A 16,938-nucleotide genomic window follows, 5' to 3' on the forward strand; every position below is an offset into this window, starting at 1 on the left:
CCTTCTCAATAGGGATCGACGGCATCGCGAAGACCATCGCCCAGCGCATTGAACGCAAAGACGGTGACCAGCACGAAACCCACGGGGGCAAGGATCCAGGGATAGGACCCAATGACGGAGTATGTCGCGGTATCCTGCAGCATCAGCCCCCAGGAGATCAGCGGCGGCTTCACCGCGAAACCGAGGAAGCCGAGGAAGGATTCAAGCAGCACGACATTGGGGATCGCCAGCGTGACGGCGACGATGACGTGGCTCATGACGTTGGGGAAAATATGCTGAAAGATGATCCGGCGGTCGGTTGCGCCGATCGCCATCGCCGCCCGCACATAGTCGATCCGCGCCAGCGCCAGCGTCTTGCCTCGAACTTCGCGCGACAGCTGTGCCCAGCCGAGCGCCGACATGACGACGATGACGAACGCAAGGAAGACATTGGTCGGCGCCGTCACCGGAATCAGCGAGGTGAGCGCGAGATAAAGCGGCAGTTGCGGAAAGGCGAGCACCAGTTCGACGAAGCGCTGTACCCACGCGTCGAACCTTCCGCCGAAATATCCGGACACCATGCCGACCGTCGTGCCGACTACCGTGATGATGAACACCACGGTCAGGGCGATCATCAGCGAAATGCGCGAGCCGTAGATGATGCGCGACAGCACATCGCGGCCGAATTTGTCGGTGCCGAGGAAATTGACCGGGCTTCCGTCGGTGGCGCCGAAGAAATGCCGCTGCGCCGGGATCAGTCCGAAAAGCCTGTATCCGAACCCTTTGACGAAAAAGCCGAGCGTCTGCGGGTTTTCGTAGTCGGGGCCTACGATCGGCTGGAACGTGACGGGGTCGAATTCATCTGTTTCACGAATCGGATAGCTGCGCGGCGGAAAGACGAAGTTCCCGCCCCGATCCGTCATGCTGATTGTCTGAGGCGGCGCGAAACCGACGCCGGTCAGCTTCGGATCGACGGGTGCGAAGAACTCCGCGAATATCGTCATGATCATCAGGAGGCAGACAAGGATCAGCCCTATCATGCCGGTCCAGGATCGCTTGAGACGGCGCCAGACAAGCGCGGTATAGGTTTCGTTGCCATTGCCTTTGGCCGGCGGCACGGAGGCGCAGATTATGGATTGGACGTCGGCTTTCATGCGTCGGTCCCTCCCCCAAGGCGAACCCGCGGGTCGAGCGCTGCAAGCAGCATGTCGGCGATGATGTTACCGACGATCAGGGTCACCGACAGAACCAACATGAAGGTCGCCGTGACATAGACGTCGCCGATCCACATCGAGCCGACGATGGCCGGGCCGACCGTCGGCAGGGCGAAGATGATCGCGGTTTCGATCTCGCCGGTCAGCATGTAGGGCAGCACGACGCCCTGATACATGACGAGCGGATGCAGCGCGTTCGGCACAGCGTGGCGCATGACCACCGTGCGCTCGCTCAAGCCCTTGGCCCGAGCCGTTTCGACATATTGGGCGTTCAGCGTATCGAGAAGATTGCCCCGCATGACGCGCATGTTGTAGGCGAGCCCGCCCAAAGTGGCGATCGCGATGACCGGCCAGACATGCTTGACCAGATCGACGAACTTGCCCCACGACCAGGGCGCCCCGCCGTAGCGGGCGGAATGGAAACTGTTGATCTCAGTGACATTGAAGTGGAACACCAGGATATAGACGATGATCAGCGCCATCAGGAATCGCGGTACCGTCATGCCGAGAAACGAGATCCCCGACAGCACGCTGTCCACCCAGGAATATTGCCGGGTTGCCGCCAAAACGCCGAAGGTGATGCCGATCACCGAAGCCAGGATATGGCAGACGAGCGCCAGCGCCAGCGTACGGGGCAAACGTTCGCCGACCACATCGGCGACAGGCTTGTTGTAGAAGAGACTGTGGCCGAAATCGCCGCGGGTGACGATGCCGGTGATCCAGTTGACGTACTGGAGGGGCAAGGGCTTATCGAGGCCATGCGCGATCTTGTAGGCCTGCGCCTGGGCGTCGGCCTTTTCGAAGGATGCGCCACCCTGGTTGATCAGTTGCGAGCGCACATAGTCGCTGTAGTCGCCCGGCGGGGCCTGGATGATCGCGAACGTCACGACGCTCAGGACGAAGAGGACAGGAATCGCCGAGGCGATACGCACAAGCAGAAATCTGAACATGATCGCGTTTGCTTCTCTTGTGGCTCGTGGCGATCTGCTCCTTCACGAGGCGCGGTATCTCCACGGTTCAATTCGCAACCTCCCCTCCGGCGGATGCTCGCCGGAGGGGAAATCGACTGCGGTCAGTTGATCGGACCGCCTTCACCGGGCTTGCCCGGAAGCTGCTCGGGAAACAGCTCGTAGTCGCCTTGCTTGTCGGCAGCGACGAAGACCCGTTCACGGATGATCGTGTCCTCCGCCCAATTGAACATGAAGATCGGCACGCCTTCCGGAATGTTGGAGAAGCGCTTGTTGATGATGAGCGCACCCGGATATTCTGTCAGGCCGATCGTATCGAGATTCGTCGTCGAGACCTTCTGGAACTGCTTCATCAGATCAGCCCGCTCGTCATTGTCGTTGCTGGAGATGAACTTGTTGACGACGTCCACGAGTTCCTGTTCGAACGGCATCAGATCGACCGTGCCGTCCGTTCCTGCCCTGTGATGCCAACTCGTGCGCGGACCGGTCGGGGCAAGCTGGGTCGTGTTCTGCACAACTGAGGTCTGTTCCTGCTCGTTGCGGCGAACAAGCCAGTCGAAGCGCCCGGCATACTGGGTTGCGTCGCGCTTCGCGCCATCGATTGTGTTGAGCACGACCTTGAGGCCAAGCTGTTCCATCTGGCCGACCAGACCTTCCGCGAGATTGCGATCGGTGCTGTAGTCGGAATTCACCAGAAGCACGATCTGTACGTCCGAGCCGCCAGCTGTACCGGCCGGAAAGTTGACGGCGCCGTTGCCGTCCGTGTCCTTCAACCCGACCTTCTCCAGCAGCGCCTTGGCGCCTTCCAGATCGAACGGGTAGTACACCGTCGAGGCGCGGTCGTAAAAGCTCGTGCCAGAGGAAATGCCGCCGGGATAGATCGCGGTGAAGGGTCCTTTGACGAGGGATTCGCCGAGTTTCTTGCGATCGATGGCCATGGTCACGGCCTTACGGAAATCGACGTTGCGATTGAGCTCGCGTACGGCCTGCGCCCGCTCGTCCGGCTCGCCCCAGCCATTGGCTGAAAAGTTCATGCGTAGATTGTAGCCGATCAGCCGGGCGCCAAAGGCCAGCCGCGCGGGAGCCGTTTCCTGTGCGGCGCGCTTCAGCGATTCCACGAAATTTTCAGGTTGCTCCAGGTTCGAGATATCGCCAGACCCGGCGATCGCCTGCACGTCGCGATCGGCCCAAGTCGAAAGCTTGTAGTGCAGTTCGTTGAGATAGGGCAGCTGATTTCCCTCTTCGTCCACCTTCCAATAGTAAGGATTGCGGCGAAGCACGATGACGTCGTCAGAACGGTATTCGATAGGCACCCAGGCGCCCATGACGGGCATATTCAAGTATTCCGGCGGAAAGCCGTTCTTGTACTCGTCGTAGGTGGTGCCTGAATATTTCGGATGCTTGGTCTTCAAAATGTGCGAAGGGCCAGGGCAGAAGGTTCCATAGGCCATCGCATAGAGATGCTGGCGCGGGAACGCGTCCTTAAAAGTCCATTCGATCGTATATTTGTCTACTGCCTTCAGGGTGGTGCCTTCTCCGAACGTTTCCGGTGTTGCACCGTTCAGCGGCGAGACGTTCGGATCGACGACATTGTCGTCCCAATAGAACATCACGTCATCGGCGTCGAAGGGATCTCCGTCGGACCACTTTGCGCCTTCGATCAACTTCATCGTCAGTGTGTGGCCGTCTTCCGACCACTCCCAGCTCCGGGCAAGATTGGGCAGCGGCTCGACGTCTTTGGCATCGACCTGGAAGAGCGGCGCGGTGCGCGTCAGGCATTCGAACATCGCAATGTCAATGCCGCCCCAGCCTTGCGTCTGCCCGGCACTGTAGTTCCAGCCTTCCGGCCGGCCGCCGATGACGTGGCGCATCGTGTCGCCATAGACGCCTATCCCGTCGGGCATGTTGCCTGACTTGAAGACCATCGGCTCCTTCGGCAGCCGCTCGGCCAACGGAGGCAGTTTCCCGGTCTTGACGAATTTTTCGGTGACCCACTCCGGCTCGCGATATTCGGATAGCGCCTTGAATTCCAGAATTGAATCGCGCGGCACGTAATTGATCTCGCCTTGCGCCGGAAACGGCGGCTGTTCCGGCACGATCGTCGGCTCGGAGGCCACGGCCTGGATCACGAACGCCGACACACCAAACAGGAGCGCGGCGGCGGTTTTCATGCGGCCAAAAATGTTCATTGTCCTGATTTCTCCCTTATGCTTCGGGCCTGCCGCGATGGCATGGCTCTCCTCCTACAAGCATCGAACAAAGCGGTATTCCGCTTTCTCAGAAGCGGTATTCCACTTTCTCAGAAGCGGTATTCCGCTTCTGAGATGACAGGGCCGTGCTGCCCGAGCGCATTCGCCGAGGCACGATCCTGTCCGCCCGGTTTTCCGGAACTTTGGCTTATCGCAACCAATGTCTCAGCCGGCCGCGCGCAATTTCATGGCTTCCTTTTCGGCCCTGATCTCTTCTATCGAGCGAACCTCACGGCGGGCGACGCCCTTCCATTCCCGCGTTTTTACCGTCGCGCGGCTCAGCCGCTCCTTGGCGCTGTCGATCGCATGGGCGAATTGCGGCAGCCATTGCGCTTGCGCCACAACCATCTCGTCGACCATCTGCCAGACTTCTTCCGGCGTGCAGATGGCGCCAACCAGCGGATCGTGCAGCACGGCCAGTTTCAGGAGGTCGATGTCGCCGGAGATTGCCGCGTGGACGGACATGCGCTGGACATTAATCGACGAAATGCAGGTCGCGGCGCAGGCTTCCGGAAGCGTGATGCCGGCCACCATGTTGATGCCGAAGCGATCGACGAAACCAGGCGATTCGATGATTGCATCGGACGGAAGATTGGTGATGACGCCTTCGTTCTTGACGTTGAAGTGCCCGCGATAGACCCGGCCGGTCTCGAGCGCCTCCAGTATGTGGCTGGCGTGCTCGTTCGAGCGGCGCCCGGAATCGAAGGGCTTTCCCGCATCTTCGAGGAATTGCGGGAACTCGGTCTCGAACCAGTTCCGGGTTTCGGTCGAATAGCGCAGATAACCGCCGGTTTCGCCGTGGATCCAGTCCGACATGTCGATCCACTTGGCGGTCTCCTCAGGCCGTTTGCGGTACCAGGGCAGATATTCCGACAGGTGGCCGTTACTTTCGGTCGAATAGACGCCGAAGCGCTTCAACACGTCGATCCTGAGTTTCTCCTGCCGCGAGAAGACCGGATGCGCCTCGAAGGCGGCGACAAGCTCATCCTTGCCGATCTTGCGGCCCTTGACGCGAACGTCGACGAACCAGGTCTGGTGGTTGATGCCGGAGCAGACATAGTCGAGCTCGCCTTCCCCGGCGCCGAGGATCTCGGCAATCTGCTCGGCCCCATGCTGGACCCCATGGCAGAGACCGACCGTTTCGACCTTGCCGAATTCGATCGCCGCCCAGGTGTTCATCGCCATCGGGTTGGCATAGTTCAGGAATTTCGCGCCTGGCTCGGCCAGTTCGCGAATGTCCTTGCAGAAATCCAGAATGACCGGGATGTTGCGCTGGCCGTAGAGAATGCCACCGGCGCAGATCGTATCGCCGACGCACTGGTCGACGCCATATTTCAAGGGGATGCGGATATCGTCGGCATAGGCGGCGAGACCTCCGACGCGCACACAGCTAATGATGTAGCGCGCGCCCTCGATCGCCTTGCGGCGGTCCGTCGTCGCGGTCACCCGTGCAGGAAGCTGGCTCGACTTGACGATCCGCAGGAGAATTGACTCGATCATCTTGAGATTGTGCTCGCTGATGTCGGTCAGTGCGAACTCGATGTCGCGCAGCTCCGGCACACACAAAATGTCCGTGAACAGCTTCTTGGTGAAACCGACGCTGCCCGCGCCAATGATTGCGATCTTAAATCTGCTCATTCGAACCTTCTCCGCAAGCGGATTGGACCGATAGGTAAAATCGGTTCGTGGAAATCCAGTCCAGGCGTGTTATTCGGAAGACACGCAACCAGGCGGCGTGCAACCGGGGTTTCATCCTCATCTCTTTTGTTTTTTGGTCAATATGCGTAAGATCACGCCCCTCCGGTAGGGCGTAGATGTGCTTTGTAGGGTAATTTTGTGCTGCAAAAACTCATCGACCTTGGACCGGTGATGAAGATGATTTCCCTGCCGCGCGCTCGGCAGCGATTGCACACCATGCCGACGAGCACCGGCTACGACGTGAGAACGGATGCCGGCTACAGCTGGGATGGCCGCAGGCGCGGGCAGACGCCGTTCACAGTGATGCAGCACACCATCAGCGGCACCGGAAACCTGCGTTACGGAACCAGGTCCTACCGCATCGCTCCGGGCGAGACGATGCTGTTGGTTGTTCCGCATTCGCACCGCTACTGGGTCGAAAAAGGCGGGCGCTGGGAGTTTTTCTGGATATCGATGCATGGGGCGGAAGCGTTGCGCATCCATAGAGAAGTCCTGGCAACGAAAGGACCGGTGTTCAGGCTTCGGGCAGCGACCGTCGATAATCTGGCCGACTGCGCCTACCGGCTGGTCAAAGGCGACGGCTCAACGCCGGCACGCGCCTCGGCAATTTCCTATGAGGCGGCCATGGCACTCTATGACGACGTGTTCGAACTGCACGGAAATGACGTGGCGGAGAATTCGGTAGTGCGTCAGGTGACTGACTATATCGGTGCGCATCTGCATCTGCCGTTGCCGGTCGATGAACTGGCGCGGCTTTCCGGTCTCAGTCGCGCGCATTTCTCGCGTGTGTTCGCGGCGCATGAAGGTATTCCTCCGGCTGAGTTCGTCCTCAACCGACGCCTCGACCGCGCCGCAAAGCTACTGACCATGTCCGCCGACCTTCCGGTGAAGGATATTTCCGGCATGTGCGGCTTCGAAGATCCCAACTACTTCGCCAAGGTATTCCGACGTGGCTTCGGCGTCAGTCCGACAGAATTCAGAACCACTGGCATGTATGCAAGCGCCGGTTATCAGCAGGGGCAGATTTTGGACAGATGACAAATAGCGCTGACCTGTCATCCTTTGATGGCTGCTTTTAGCGCGAGAGAGACCGTCAACCTGGTCACTCGGACATCGGCTTTCAGGAGGCGGCAAAGCTGGCCTTGTAAGCAAAAGGCGTCCCGAAAGGCGCCTCTCAATAGCTTGATTCCCTTGAGAGAACTTGGAGCGGATGAAGCGATTCGAAAGCTCGACCCCAACCTTGGAAACGTCTATTTCTGCCAACGCCGCCTTATCCGAATCTTCGCTGCCAATCCGAGATGATCAAGACCAGAAAATGACGCAGGTTCTCTGGACCAGCGTGACAGCTGAGCAGACGCAGCTTCCTGGCTTCTGCATATGGACCCTCTTGGGTAATTGATAATTGCGCCGTCATGTTCCAAAACAGGTCGGCAGACCCGCGAGGATGTTTTCGTGCGGGGTCGTCCACGGTCCTCAGGCGAGAATTCCAAAAGACGTTCAACAATGACCCAGCACGTACAAAATGCTCGAATTCTCATGTACAGCCACGACACGTTCGGGCTCGGCCACTTGCAGCGCTGCCGGACGATCGCGCATTCGCTGGTCGAGGATTTCCGCGGACTTCAGGTGCTTATCATTTCGGGTGCGACTATCGCTGGCGCCTTCGACTACCGCGCCCGTGTCGACTTCGTGAAGATCCCCAGCGTCATCAAGTTGCGCAACGGCGAATACACCTCGCTGGAAAAGGATATCGATCTGCATGAGACGCTAAGGATGCGCCAGTCGATCATCCGCCACACAGCCGAGACCTTCCGGCCGGATATCTTCATCGTCGACAAGGAACCGCTCGGCCTGCGCGGTGAGATCGAGGACACGCTGTCCTACCTCAAGACGCGGGGCACCACGCTCGTGCTTGGCCTGCGCGAGGTGATGGACGCGCCGCATCTGCTCGAAGCAGAGTGGGCACACAGGGATGTGATGCGCAAGATAGGCCTGTTCTACGACAAGGTCTGGGTCTATGGTCCGCCGGATTTCTACGATCCGCTGATCGGTTTGGACGTGCCGCCGGCTGTCAGGGCAAAGATGAAGTTCGTCGGTTTCCTGCAACGGAGCCTGCAGAAGAACGAGTTGCCCGGCCACCGGCCCGAGGGCGATTATATCCTTGTTACCACCGGTGGCGGCGGTGACGGCGGCGACCTGATCCACAGTGTCATCGATGCATATCAGCAGGATCCGCAATTGCAGCATAGGGCGCTGATCGTGCTTGGGCCTTACATGCCGGCGCGCAAGCGCAACAAGCTGCTCAAGAAGGGGGCCAAGATCCCCTATATCAAGATCATCGAGTTCGACAACCGCATGGAAGATCTCATTGCCGGCGCCAAGGCGGTCGTGGCGATGGGCGGTTACAACACCTATTGCGAGATACTGTCTTTCGACAAGCCGGCGCTGATCGTGCCGCGCGTCAAGCCCCGCGAGGAACAACTGATCCGAGCACGGCGCGCAGCCGAACTCGGCCTCATTGAGATGCTTTTGCCGGAAGAGGCCGAGGATTCCCAGCGGTTTGCCAATGCGCTGGAGGTGCTGCCGGCCCGGCCCGGCCCATCGCAGAGCCATCCGCATCTGACGCTGGAAGGGCTGCCTCACATTTCTGAAATCGTCGCGGAACTGCTCGACCGGCGGGGCGGCCATCACCTTTCGGTCATTGAAGGCATGATCTGAGTTGCAACATCGCAAGATCGTCGTGGTTCTGAAGGGCTATCCGCGGCTGTCGGAAACCTTCATCGCGCAGGAACTGCTCGGTCTGGAGCGTGCGGGGTTCGACCTGATACTCTTCGCGCTCAGGCGGCCGACCGACGCAAAACGCCACCCCGTGCATGACGAGATCAAAGCGCCCGTCCATTATCTGCCGGAATATCTGCATGAAGAGCCGCTGCGCGTGGTTCGCTCGCTGTTTGCTTATCTGCTTCGGCCGGGCTTCTGGCGCGCGCTCGGATCGCTGGCTATCGACCTCGGCCGCGACTTTACGCGCAATCGCGCGCGCCGCTTCGGGCAAGCGCTCGTGCTGGCGGCCGAATGGCCGGAAGACGCGGGCTGGCTGCACGCACATTTCGCGCACACACCGGCATCGGTGACGCGCTATGCCAGCCAGCTTCGTGGCCTGCCCTGGAGTTGCTCGGCCCATGCCAAGGACATCTGGACTTCGGCGGACTGGGATCTGGCTGGCAAGCTTTCCTCGGCCCGCTGGACGGTCACTTGCACGAAAACCGGCTTCGACCGCCTGAAAAAACTCGCTAACGGCAACGCGTCTGTGCATCTGAGCTATCATGGGCTCGACCTTGATCGCTTCGGCAGTATCAGTGAGGCGCGAAAACAGCATGACGGCTCGGCGCCGGACCAACCGGTTATCATTCTGAGTGTCGGGCGCGCCGTTGAAAAGAAAGGTTACGATACGTTGCTGGAGGCCCTTGCCCTCTTGCCTGGTGATTTGGCGTGGCGTTTCGAGCATATCGGCGGCGGCGAGGAACTGGAACGGTTCAAGGCGCTGGCGCAAAAGCTCGGCCTGGATCGCCGCGTCTTTTGGAAAGGCGCGCTTGCGCAGGAGGAGGTGCTTGAGCACTACCGCTGCGCCGACATCTTCGCCCTGGCCTGCAGGATCACCGCAAATGGCGACCGGGACGGTCTGCCGAATGTTCTGGTGGAGGCGGCTAGCCAGCGGCTTGCCTGCGTGTCGACCGATATTTCCGGCGTGCCGGAGCTTCTATCGCCGGATGAAACCGGGCTGCTGGTCCCGACGGAAAACCCAATTGCCCTGGCGCAGGCGTTGGAGCGCCTGATCCGTGATCCCGTGCTGCGCGCCCGCCTCGGCGACGCCGCAGAGCGGCGCGTGCGCGGTAATTTCGATCATTTGGCAAGCATTGGACAGCTCAAGGAACTGTTCGAGCGGGAGTGGCGGGCCGCCGAATGAAGCGGCTGCGGGCTTTCTTCTATGTCCAGCACCTGCTCGGCATCGGCCATCTCGCGCGCGCCAGCCGCATTGCGGCGGCTCTGGTCGATGACGGGTTTGACGTAACCGTCGTGACCGGCGGAGCGCCGATCGCGGGGTTTCCGGGAGTGGGTGTGAAATCTGTAACCCTGCCACCTGTCACCTCCGGTGATGAAGGATTTTCCGGACTTGTCGACCTGCGGGGCAAACCCATCGACGATGATTTCAAGAGATGGCGTTCAGAGATGCTGCTGCAGGCCTTCCGAGATTGCAGGCCTGATATCGTCATTGTCGAGGCGTTTCCATTTGGACGCCGGCAGATGCGTTTCGAACTCCTGCCGCTGATCGAGGCCATCGACGCGACGTCGCCCAGACCGCTGCTGGCGACGTCCGTCCGTGATATCCTTCAGCAGCGCGTCAAGCCGGGCCGAAACGAGGAAACGGTCGATCTGATCAACAGGCATTTCGACCTTGTCATGGTCCACGGCGATCCGGCTTTCGCAACCATCGACAAGACATTTCCACTGGCTGGGGCGATCAAGGCCGAGGTCACCTACACCGGGCTCGTTGCCGCGCCGCCATCGCCCGCGGCCTCCGCGCGCTTCGACGTTCTGGTGTCGGTTGGCGGCGGGGCTGCCGGAAAGAGCCTTGTCAGCTCCACCATCGCAGCGGCGAGGAATGCCAACAACGCCTGGAAATGGTGTTTGATCACCGGCCCAAACCTGCCAAAAGACGAGTTTGACGCGATCGCACGCGATGCCTCGCCGGTCCTGTCCATCTTCCGGTTCCGCGAGGATTTCGCCAGCCTGCTGACTGGCGCCCGCCTGTCGGTCTCGCAGGCGGGTTACAACACGGTCTGCGATGTCCTGCGCGCGGGTTGTCGCTCTCTGCTCGTTCCATTTGCAGGCGGCGGGGAAACCGAACAGACGGTTCGCAGCCTATTGCTCGAAGAACTCGGTCTTGCAACGGTGCTGACGGAGAAGGACCTAACGCCTGAAGGTTTGGCGCAAGCGATCGAACAGGCGCTTGCGGGACCGACGCCAGCCGCGCATCGTCTCGATCTGGAGGGCGCGCATCGCTCGGCGCAAATTCTGCGCCAGCGGTATCGAACATGGTCCCTAAAAGTGGGGCCCGGTTTCGGAGAAGTTCATGATCAAAACAGACGATAGATGCTAACGCGCGTCGCGTCTGGCGAGGTTCGTGCGACGCGCGTCAACTCCTCGTTTATGCATGTCGTTGTCCCAAACCGGGCGAAATGCGTCACACAGTTCCAATCAGCATAAAGCGCGTATAATTTTTTGTCGGCAGTTCGCCGGAGAACCGCACCTCCTGTAACGCCGCCATTGCTTCGAAGGCTGCAAGCGAAGCCACGCAGTTGATGTGCGTCGGCTCGCTAAAATAATCGTTCGATTGCAGCAGTACAGTCGTGCCCCGCGGAAGCAGAGCAAGCCAGGCGCGCAGATCGGCTATGTGTTCGCAGCTCGTATTGACCATCAGGTCGGGCCGCCCGGCCGCATAGTCGAGTGCGTACATATCTGCCGTCAGTGCCCGGAAACGGTCGCCGGCTTCCCGGTTGAGGGTCCGGGCGACCGGCGCGACTTCGGGATCGATGTCGATGCTATCGATCGCCGCGACGTCGAAGCGAGCGTCGTTGAAAAGCATAGCCGGCAATACGCCGTACCATCCACCCAGAACCCATATGCGCCCGAACCGGCCGCCGCAGCTTTCGAACAGCCTGTCGAGCGCCCACATCTTGCAGGCGACCTGCTTGTGGTTGAAGGCGTTGGCGATATCGGCGTTCGGATGCCTGGTGATGACGCGCGCCAGCGCTGCCACCAGGGGGCACTTGACATAGGCAGCAATTCCCCGCGTCAGGTCAAAAGCTTGCTCGTGCCAGTCCATCCCGGCATTGCGTGGTTGCGTGACATCCATCATATTCGTCTTGTAGGTTGGGATTTCGGGCGACACAACGCAATCTTGCCTCCCGGAAGGCTGTTGATTCGCGGACGTGATTATGCTGCAAGCCGCTTCGCCATTGCCCGGTGCCGGAGAGAGCCTGTTGCATCTGTCCGGACCAGCGGCGTCCATTCGCCAGCACCAGCCGCGCAGCTGCTGCCTCGTGCTGCTCGGCTATTCGCCGAAACCCTACCGAAGCCGCGAACCGTTTGGCCAGCCGCATTCTTCGATGATCAGCAATGCCGATGTCGTTGTCATCGACCATGCGCCGGAACTGGATCGCGCCGCCTCGCAGGTTCCTTCCATCGTTGAGCGCAGGACAATCTCCGTGCGCTGCAGCTTCGAGCTTGTCTTTGGCGACGAAGAAATTGCCGACACGCCATTCGCCAGCAGGTGCATCCTGCATTCTTCCAACTGAAGGGTCCGCAGCCGCATATGGAACCCAGCCTAGCCCGCTATATCTGGACGCACACCAAGAAGCAGCAGCTCTGGATATTGATGATCGTCGTGCTTTCGATGATCCCGTATTTCATGTCCTTCGACCTGCCGAAGCTGATCATCAACGGCCCGATCCAAGGTAGCGGGTTCGAGCAACCGGGCGCGACCCAGCCATTCATGAGGCTGCACTATAACCTGCCGTTCATCGGAGAGGTCCAGTTCTTCTCCGGTTTTCAGCTCGACCGCGTGGCGACGCTGTTTGCGCTGAGCCTTGTGTTCCTCTTGCTGGTCGTCATCAACGGCCTGTTCAAATTCTATATCAACACCTACAAGGGCCGCCTCGGCGAACGCATGCTGCGGCGTATCCGCTTCGATCTGGTCGATCGTGTGCTGCGGTTTCCGCCGTTTTACTTCAAGCGGGTGAAATCCGCCGAAGTGGCGACCATGGTGAAGGACGAGGTGGAGCCGCTGGGCGGCTTCATCGGCGATGCCTTCGTGCAGCCGGTGCTGCTCGGCGGCCAGGCGCTGACGGCCATGCTGTTCATCGTGGTCCAGAATTTCTGGCTCGGAATGATCGCGGCCGGGATCGTGGCGGTCCAGATCGTGCTCATCCCGCGAATGCGGCGGCGGCTGATCGTGCTCGGGCGCGAACGGCAGTTGACGGCGCGCGCGCTTTCGGGCCGGGTTGGCGAAATCGTCGACGGCATCGGCGCGGTTCACGTCCACGACACATCAAACTACGAGCGCGCCGACATAGCTGCCCGGCTCGGGCTCATCTTCAAGATCCGCTTCGATCTTTACCAATGGAAATTCATGGTGAAGTTTCTGAACAATTTTCTCGCGCAGCTCACGCCCTTTCTGTTTTACATGATCGGCGGGTATCTGGTCATCCAGGGGCGGCTGGACGTCGGTCAGCTCGTGGCCGTGATCGGCGCCTACAAGGACCTGCCCGGACCGATGAAGGAACTGATCGACTGGGATCAGGCGCGGCAGGATGTCCAGGTCAAATATCAGCAGGTCGTTGAACAATTCACCGTCGATCGGCTCATTGCGCCGAGGATCGGGGCGTTGACGATCGACGATCCCGATCCGATGACCAAGCCCCTGTCGGCGATCGGTCTGTCGATAGCAGATGATGGCGGTGCAATGCTCATCGACCGTGTCTCCCTCAAGATCAAGCCGGGTGAGACGGTGGCGCTGCTCAGTACCGCAACAGGTGGAGCCGAGGCGCTTGCAGAAGCCTTCGCAAGGCTGAACTGGCCGGACAGCGGAAGGGTCGCTTCGGGCGCCGACGACTTGCTTGAACTCCCCGAAGCAGTGACCGGCCGGCGCATGTCCTATGCCTCGTCGGATGTTTTCCTGTTCCAAGCAAGCCTGCGCGATAACCTGCTCTACGGGCTGAAGCATGCGCCGCTGACATCGGTGCCTTATGACAGTGCTGCGGCAGACCAGCACCGCTGGAACATGCATGAGGCGCGCCTGTCGGGCAATCCGGATCTTGATATCCACAGCGACTGGATCAACTATGTTTCCGCCGGCGCTACCGGCCCGCACGACCTCTTTGAAGCCGTGCGCCGGGTGCTCGACGCGGTTGTTCTATCGCGCGATATTCTGGATCTTGGCTTGCGCTCTTCGGCCGATCTCACGCGTCACTCAGAGCTTGCCCGGCGGATCGTCGAACTGCGTGCGGCGCTGCGAACCCGGCTGGAACACGAAGGGCTGAGCGGACTGGTGGTTCCTTTCGAACCGGGCGCCTACAACAAGGAAGCAACGATCGGCCAAAACCTGCTCTTCGGCGCTGCCGCCGGCCCCGAACTGGCCGACAGGGCTCTGGCGGCCAATCCCTATTTTGCTTCTGTTCTGAGGCAAGCCGGCCTCGACCGCACGCTCTACGAAATGGGCATGGAGATCGCCGAACAGGCGATCGAGCTGTTTGCCGACCTGCCGCCCGATCACCCGTTCTTCCAGCAACTTGCCTTCATGAGCGCCGAGGAGATACCCACCTACGAAACCTTGCTGCAACGGCTCAAGAACCGTCCCCACGAGGCGGTTTCGGAGAGCGACCGCGCCATGATCGTCACCTTGAGCTTTGCCTATATCGAGCCCCGGCACCGCTTCGGCCTGCTGAGCGACGAACTGATGAGCAAGATCGTCGCTGCACGCAACCTGTTCCATGAGAACCTGCCGCCCGAGCTGCAAAATGCGATTGAACGGTATGATCCTGCCAAATACATTGCCGCGGCCACCGTCATGGATAATGTCCTGTTCGGGCGTGTGGGCAACAACCATCCCGACGCGCCGGATCGCATACGCTCCATCGTCTATGACATTCTTGACGAACTTGGGCTTTATGCCGAACTTCTGGATGTCGGCCTGGACTTCAACGTCGGCTCCAGCGGCAGGCGGCTGACCAGCGGGCAGCGACAGAAACTCGATGTTGCCCGGGCCCTGCTCAAGCGTCCTGATTTTCTCATTCTCAACCGGCCGCTGTCGGCGCTCGACCAGCGCATGCAGGACAAGGTGCTGCGGAACGTGCTCGAGGAAGCCAGGCGCGACGGCCATTCGCCGGCAATTGTGTGGGTCGTGACGAATCCGGCGATGGCGATGATGTTCGATCGCGTTATCGTCTTCGACTCGGGTAAATTGGTGGAAGACGGAACACCCGAGACACTTTTGGCAGGGAACGGTACATTCAAGGGACTGTTGTCATAGAGCAGCGGACATTCAGATGGGATCATTCTGCCGGTGGGAATTTACTGCAAGGTCAAGGGATTCGACGACGGGCGTAGCGAGGCCACATCCCGCCGAAACCCGAAGGGTTTGCCGCAGATTCATCCGGCTCTTCGAGTTTCCGGTTGGCGGACGCCATTGCCAGGTGGCATCGCCCGATCGCACGACATCGGGCTCGCCACCTTTTGCGCGGCTCGTCTCGCCATCCCGGAAACAGAATTCATTCCATCTGGGCGTCCATTGCTCTAGTCTGGCAAACGCGAATTTTGGGAAGGTTTGCGACAATGCTGCTCAAGGATGAAGTTGCAATGCTGCAACGGGTTCCCTTGTTCTCTGCCATCGACCCGACAAAGCTCAAGCTGCTTGCGTTCACATCCGATCGTGTGAGCTACAGCGCCGGCCAGATCCTTTTCCGGCAGGGCGACGAGGGAGACGCCGCCTACGTCATCCTTTCAGGCAGGGCGGATATTCTGGTCGATTCCGACAGCGGACCGATAAAAGTTGCCGAACTGGAGCCAAATTCGATTGTTGGCGAGATCGCCATATTGTGCAACAGCTCTCGCACCGCCACCGTCAGAGCGGCAAGTCCGCTGGAAGTCTTGAGGATCCGCAAGGATCATTTCCTGAGGCTTATGAGGGAGTTCCCGGAAATGACCATCGAGATATTGCGGGTTCTTGCCGATCGCCTAAGCCATACGACCGCGGATCTGATCGACGCACGAAGCACAAAATAACGGATGACGTGCGCTCGATCCTCGCCGTCGCGATGGCACTGGCCTCTTGCTGAGAAGGTCGCCCGGAGAAAACCTGTCTCGCCTAGCAGCAGTTGTTTGGCTACGATGGGCGACGGGGATTGGGAAGGGGTAGCATGGACTACGAAGTTTTCCTGGTCAGGTTTTGGGGCGTGCGCGGCAGCACTCCGGTATCAGGGCCAGAATTCTCTCGCTATGGCGGCAACACGAGCTGTATTGAGATGCGATGCGGCAAGCATACGCTTCTGTTCGACGCGGGCTCTGGCCTACGGCCTGCCGGCGCCGCGCTTCCGGCGTCAGGCGTGACCGATTTCGACCTGTTTTTCACCCATTGCCATTACGATCACATCATCGGGCTGCCGTTTTTTGCGCCGATCTATGACCGGAGCGTCAAGCTTACGCTTTGGTCCGGGCATCTTGCAGGACGCATGACGACCCGGCAGATGGTCGATGAGTTCATGCGGCCGCCGTGGTTTCCGGTGAAACTGGAGATCTGCAAGGCAAGCCTCGACTGCCGCGATTTCGTATCCGGAGACGTGCTTCGCCCGCGCGAAGGGGTGGTGGTCCGAACCGGCAGTCTTATCCATCCGGGCGGCTGCATAGGCTACCGGGTCGAATGGGGCGGCCGGGTCGTGGCGGTGATCACAGACACTGAGCACGAGCCGGACAAACTCGATCAGGCGGTGCTCGCCCTGATCGAAGATGCCGACCTCGTCATTTACGATTGCACCTACACCGACCAGGAAATGAAACGCCGCCGCGGTAACGGGCACTCGACGTGGCAACAGGGCGTCAAGCTCTGTGAGGCGGCCGGTGCGCGGCGGCTTGCGCTGTTTCACCACGATCCGACACGCACCGACGAGCAACTGGACGAGATCGAGCAACTGGCCAAAGACAGGTTTGCCGGCGCTTTTGCCGCTCGGGATGGCCAGACGCTCGAATTTCCGGGCTCGTTGCACAAAAAGCGCTGAG

The 16,938-nt window shown here is 60.1% G+C and carries 13 protein-coding genes; 7 read left to right on the forward strand and 6 right to left on the reverse strand.

What is annotated here, in order from left to right:
• Positions 1-5: 5 nt before the first annotated feature.
• The 4 genes from BLT09_RS16360 to melA all read right to left on the reverse strand — a co-directional run bounded on the left by BLT09_RS16360 (position 6) and on the right by melA (position 6,048).
• The gene (locus BLT09_RS16360) at positions 6-1,133 is read right to left on the reverse strand and encodes an ABC transporter permease (protein WP_051505699.1); all 1,128 of its coding nucleotides are present in this window, start codon (positions 1,131-1,133) and stop codon (positions 6-8) included.
• The gene (locus BLT09_RS16365; RefSeq protein ID WP_091594700.1) at positions 1,130-2,143 is read right to left on the reverse strand and encodes an ABC transporter permease; all 1,014 of its coding nucleotides are present in this window, start codon (positions 2,141-2,143) and stop codon (positions 1,130-1,132) included. Before BLT09_RS16365 ends, BLT09_RS16360 begins: the two co-directional genes overlap by 4 nt.
• Before the next feature lie 122 nt (positions 2,144-2,265).
• Positions 2,266-4,350 carry an ABC transporter substrate-binding protein gene (locus tag BLT09_RS16370; RefSeq protein ID WP_091594702.1) on the reverse strand — a complete coding sequence of 695 codons (2,085 nt, stop codon included), beginning with the start codon at positions 4,348-4,350 and terminating at the stop codon, positions 2,266-2,268.
• 225 nt (positions 4,351-4,575) lie between these two features.
• Positions 4,576-6,048, reverse strand: a complete 1,473-nt coding sequence (gene melA / locus BLT09_RS16375; RefSeq protein WP_091594704.1) for an alpha-glucosidase/alpha-galactosidase — start codon at positions 6,046-6,048, stop codon at positions 4,576-4,578.
• A gap of 231 nt (positions 6,049-6,279) precedes the next feature.
• On the opposite strand from melA, the gene BLT09_RS16380 reads away from it, so the two are divergent.
• The 4 genes from BLT09_RS16380 to BLT09_RS16400 all read left to right on the forward strand — a co-directional run bounded on the left by BLT09_RS16380 (position 6,280) and on the right by BLT09_RS16400 (position 11,259).
• A complete protein-coding gene (locus tag BLT09_RS16380; protein WP_091594706.1) occupies positions 6,280-7,146 on the forward strand; it encodes an AraC family transcriptional regulator in 867 nt (288 codons plus the stop codon).
• 465 nt (positions 7,147-7,611) lie between these two features.
• The gene (locus BLT09_RS16390) at positions 7,612-8,826 is read left to right on the forward strand and encodes a glycosyltransferase family protein (protein WP_091594710.1); all 1,215 of its coding nucleotides are present in this window, start codon (positions 7,612-7,614) and stop codon (positions 8,824-8,826) included.
• Between the two features lies 1 nt (position 8,827).
• Positions 8,828-10,072 carry a glycosyltransferase family 4 protein gene (locus BLT09_RS16395; protein WP_091594712.1) on the forward strand — a complete coding sequence of 415 codons (1,245 nt, stop codon included), beginning with the start codon at positions 8,828-8,830 and terminating at the stop codon, positions 10,070-10,072.
• A complete protein-coding gene (locus BLT09_RS16400; protein WP_091594924.1) occupies positions 10,069-11,259 on the forward strand; it encodes a glycosyltransferase family protein in 1,191 nt (396 codons plus the stop codon). The genes BLT09_RS16395 and BLT09_RS16400 overlap by 4 nt, the downstream gene beginning before the upstream one ends.
• Positions 11,260-11,350: 91 nt before the next feature.
• Here BLT09_RS16400 and BLT09_RS16405 read toward each other — a convergent pair whose 3' ends face one another.
• Positions 11,351-12,025: a class I SAM-dependent methyltransferase gene (locus tag BLT09_RS16405; protein ID WP_413468388.1), complete on the reverse strand. Its 675-nt coding sequence runs from the start codon at positions 12,023-12,025 to the stop codon at positions 11,351-11,353.
• Positions 11,967-12,452 carry a hypothetical protein gene (locus BLT09_RS34315; protein WP_167366452.1) on the reverse strand — a complete coding sequence of 162 codons (486 nt, stop codon included), beginning with the start codon at positions 12,450-12,452 and terminating at the stop codon, positions 11,967-11,969. The genes BLT09_RS16405 and BLT09_RS34315 overlap by 59 nt, the downstream gene beginning before the upstream one ends.
• 29 nt (positions 12,453-12,481) lie before the next feature.
• Here BLT09_RS34315 and BLT09_RS16415 point away from each other — a divergent pair, with 29 nt between their 5' ends.
• The 3 genes from BLT09_RS16415 (at position 12,482) to BLT09_RS16425 (ending at position 16,937) form a co-directional block, all read left to right on the forward strand.
• Complete coding sequence (locus BLT09_RS16415; protein WP_091594716.1) at positions 12,482-15,196, forward strand: ABC transporter transmembrane domain-containing protein; 2,715 nt, start codon at positions 12,482-12,484, stop codon at positions 15,194-15,196.
• 302 nt (positions 15,197-15,498) lie between these two features.
• Positions 15,499-15,948 (forward strand): cyclic nucleotide-binding domain-containing protein, encoded by a 450-nt coding sequence (locus tag BLT09_RS16420; RefSeq protein ID WP_091594718.1) that lies wholly within the window; start codon positions 15,499-15,501, stop codon positions 15,946-15,948.
• Positions 15,949-16,082: 134 nt separating this feature from the next.
• The gene (locus BLT09_RS16425; RefSeq protein ID WP_091594720.1) at positions 16,083-16,937 is read left to right on the forward strand and encodes an MBL fold metallo-hydrolase; all 855 of its coding nucleotides are present in this window, start codon (positions 16,083-16,085) and stop codon (positions 16,935-16,937) included.
• Position 16,938: the final 1 nt, after the last annotated feature.

It is taken from the genome of Mesorhizobium muleiense (genome assembly GCF_900099905.1).
GTDB classification, from domain to species: domain Bacteria; phylum Pseudomonadota; class Alphaproteobacteria; order Rhizobiales; family Rhizobiaceae; genus Mesorhizobium; species Mesorhizobium muleiense.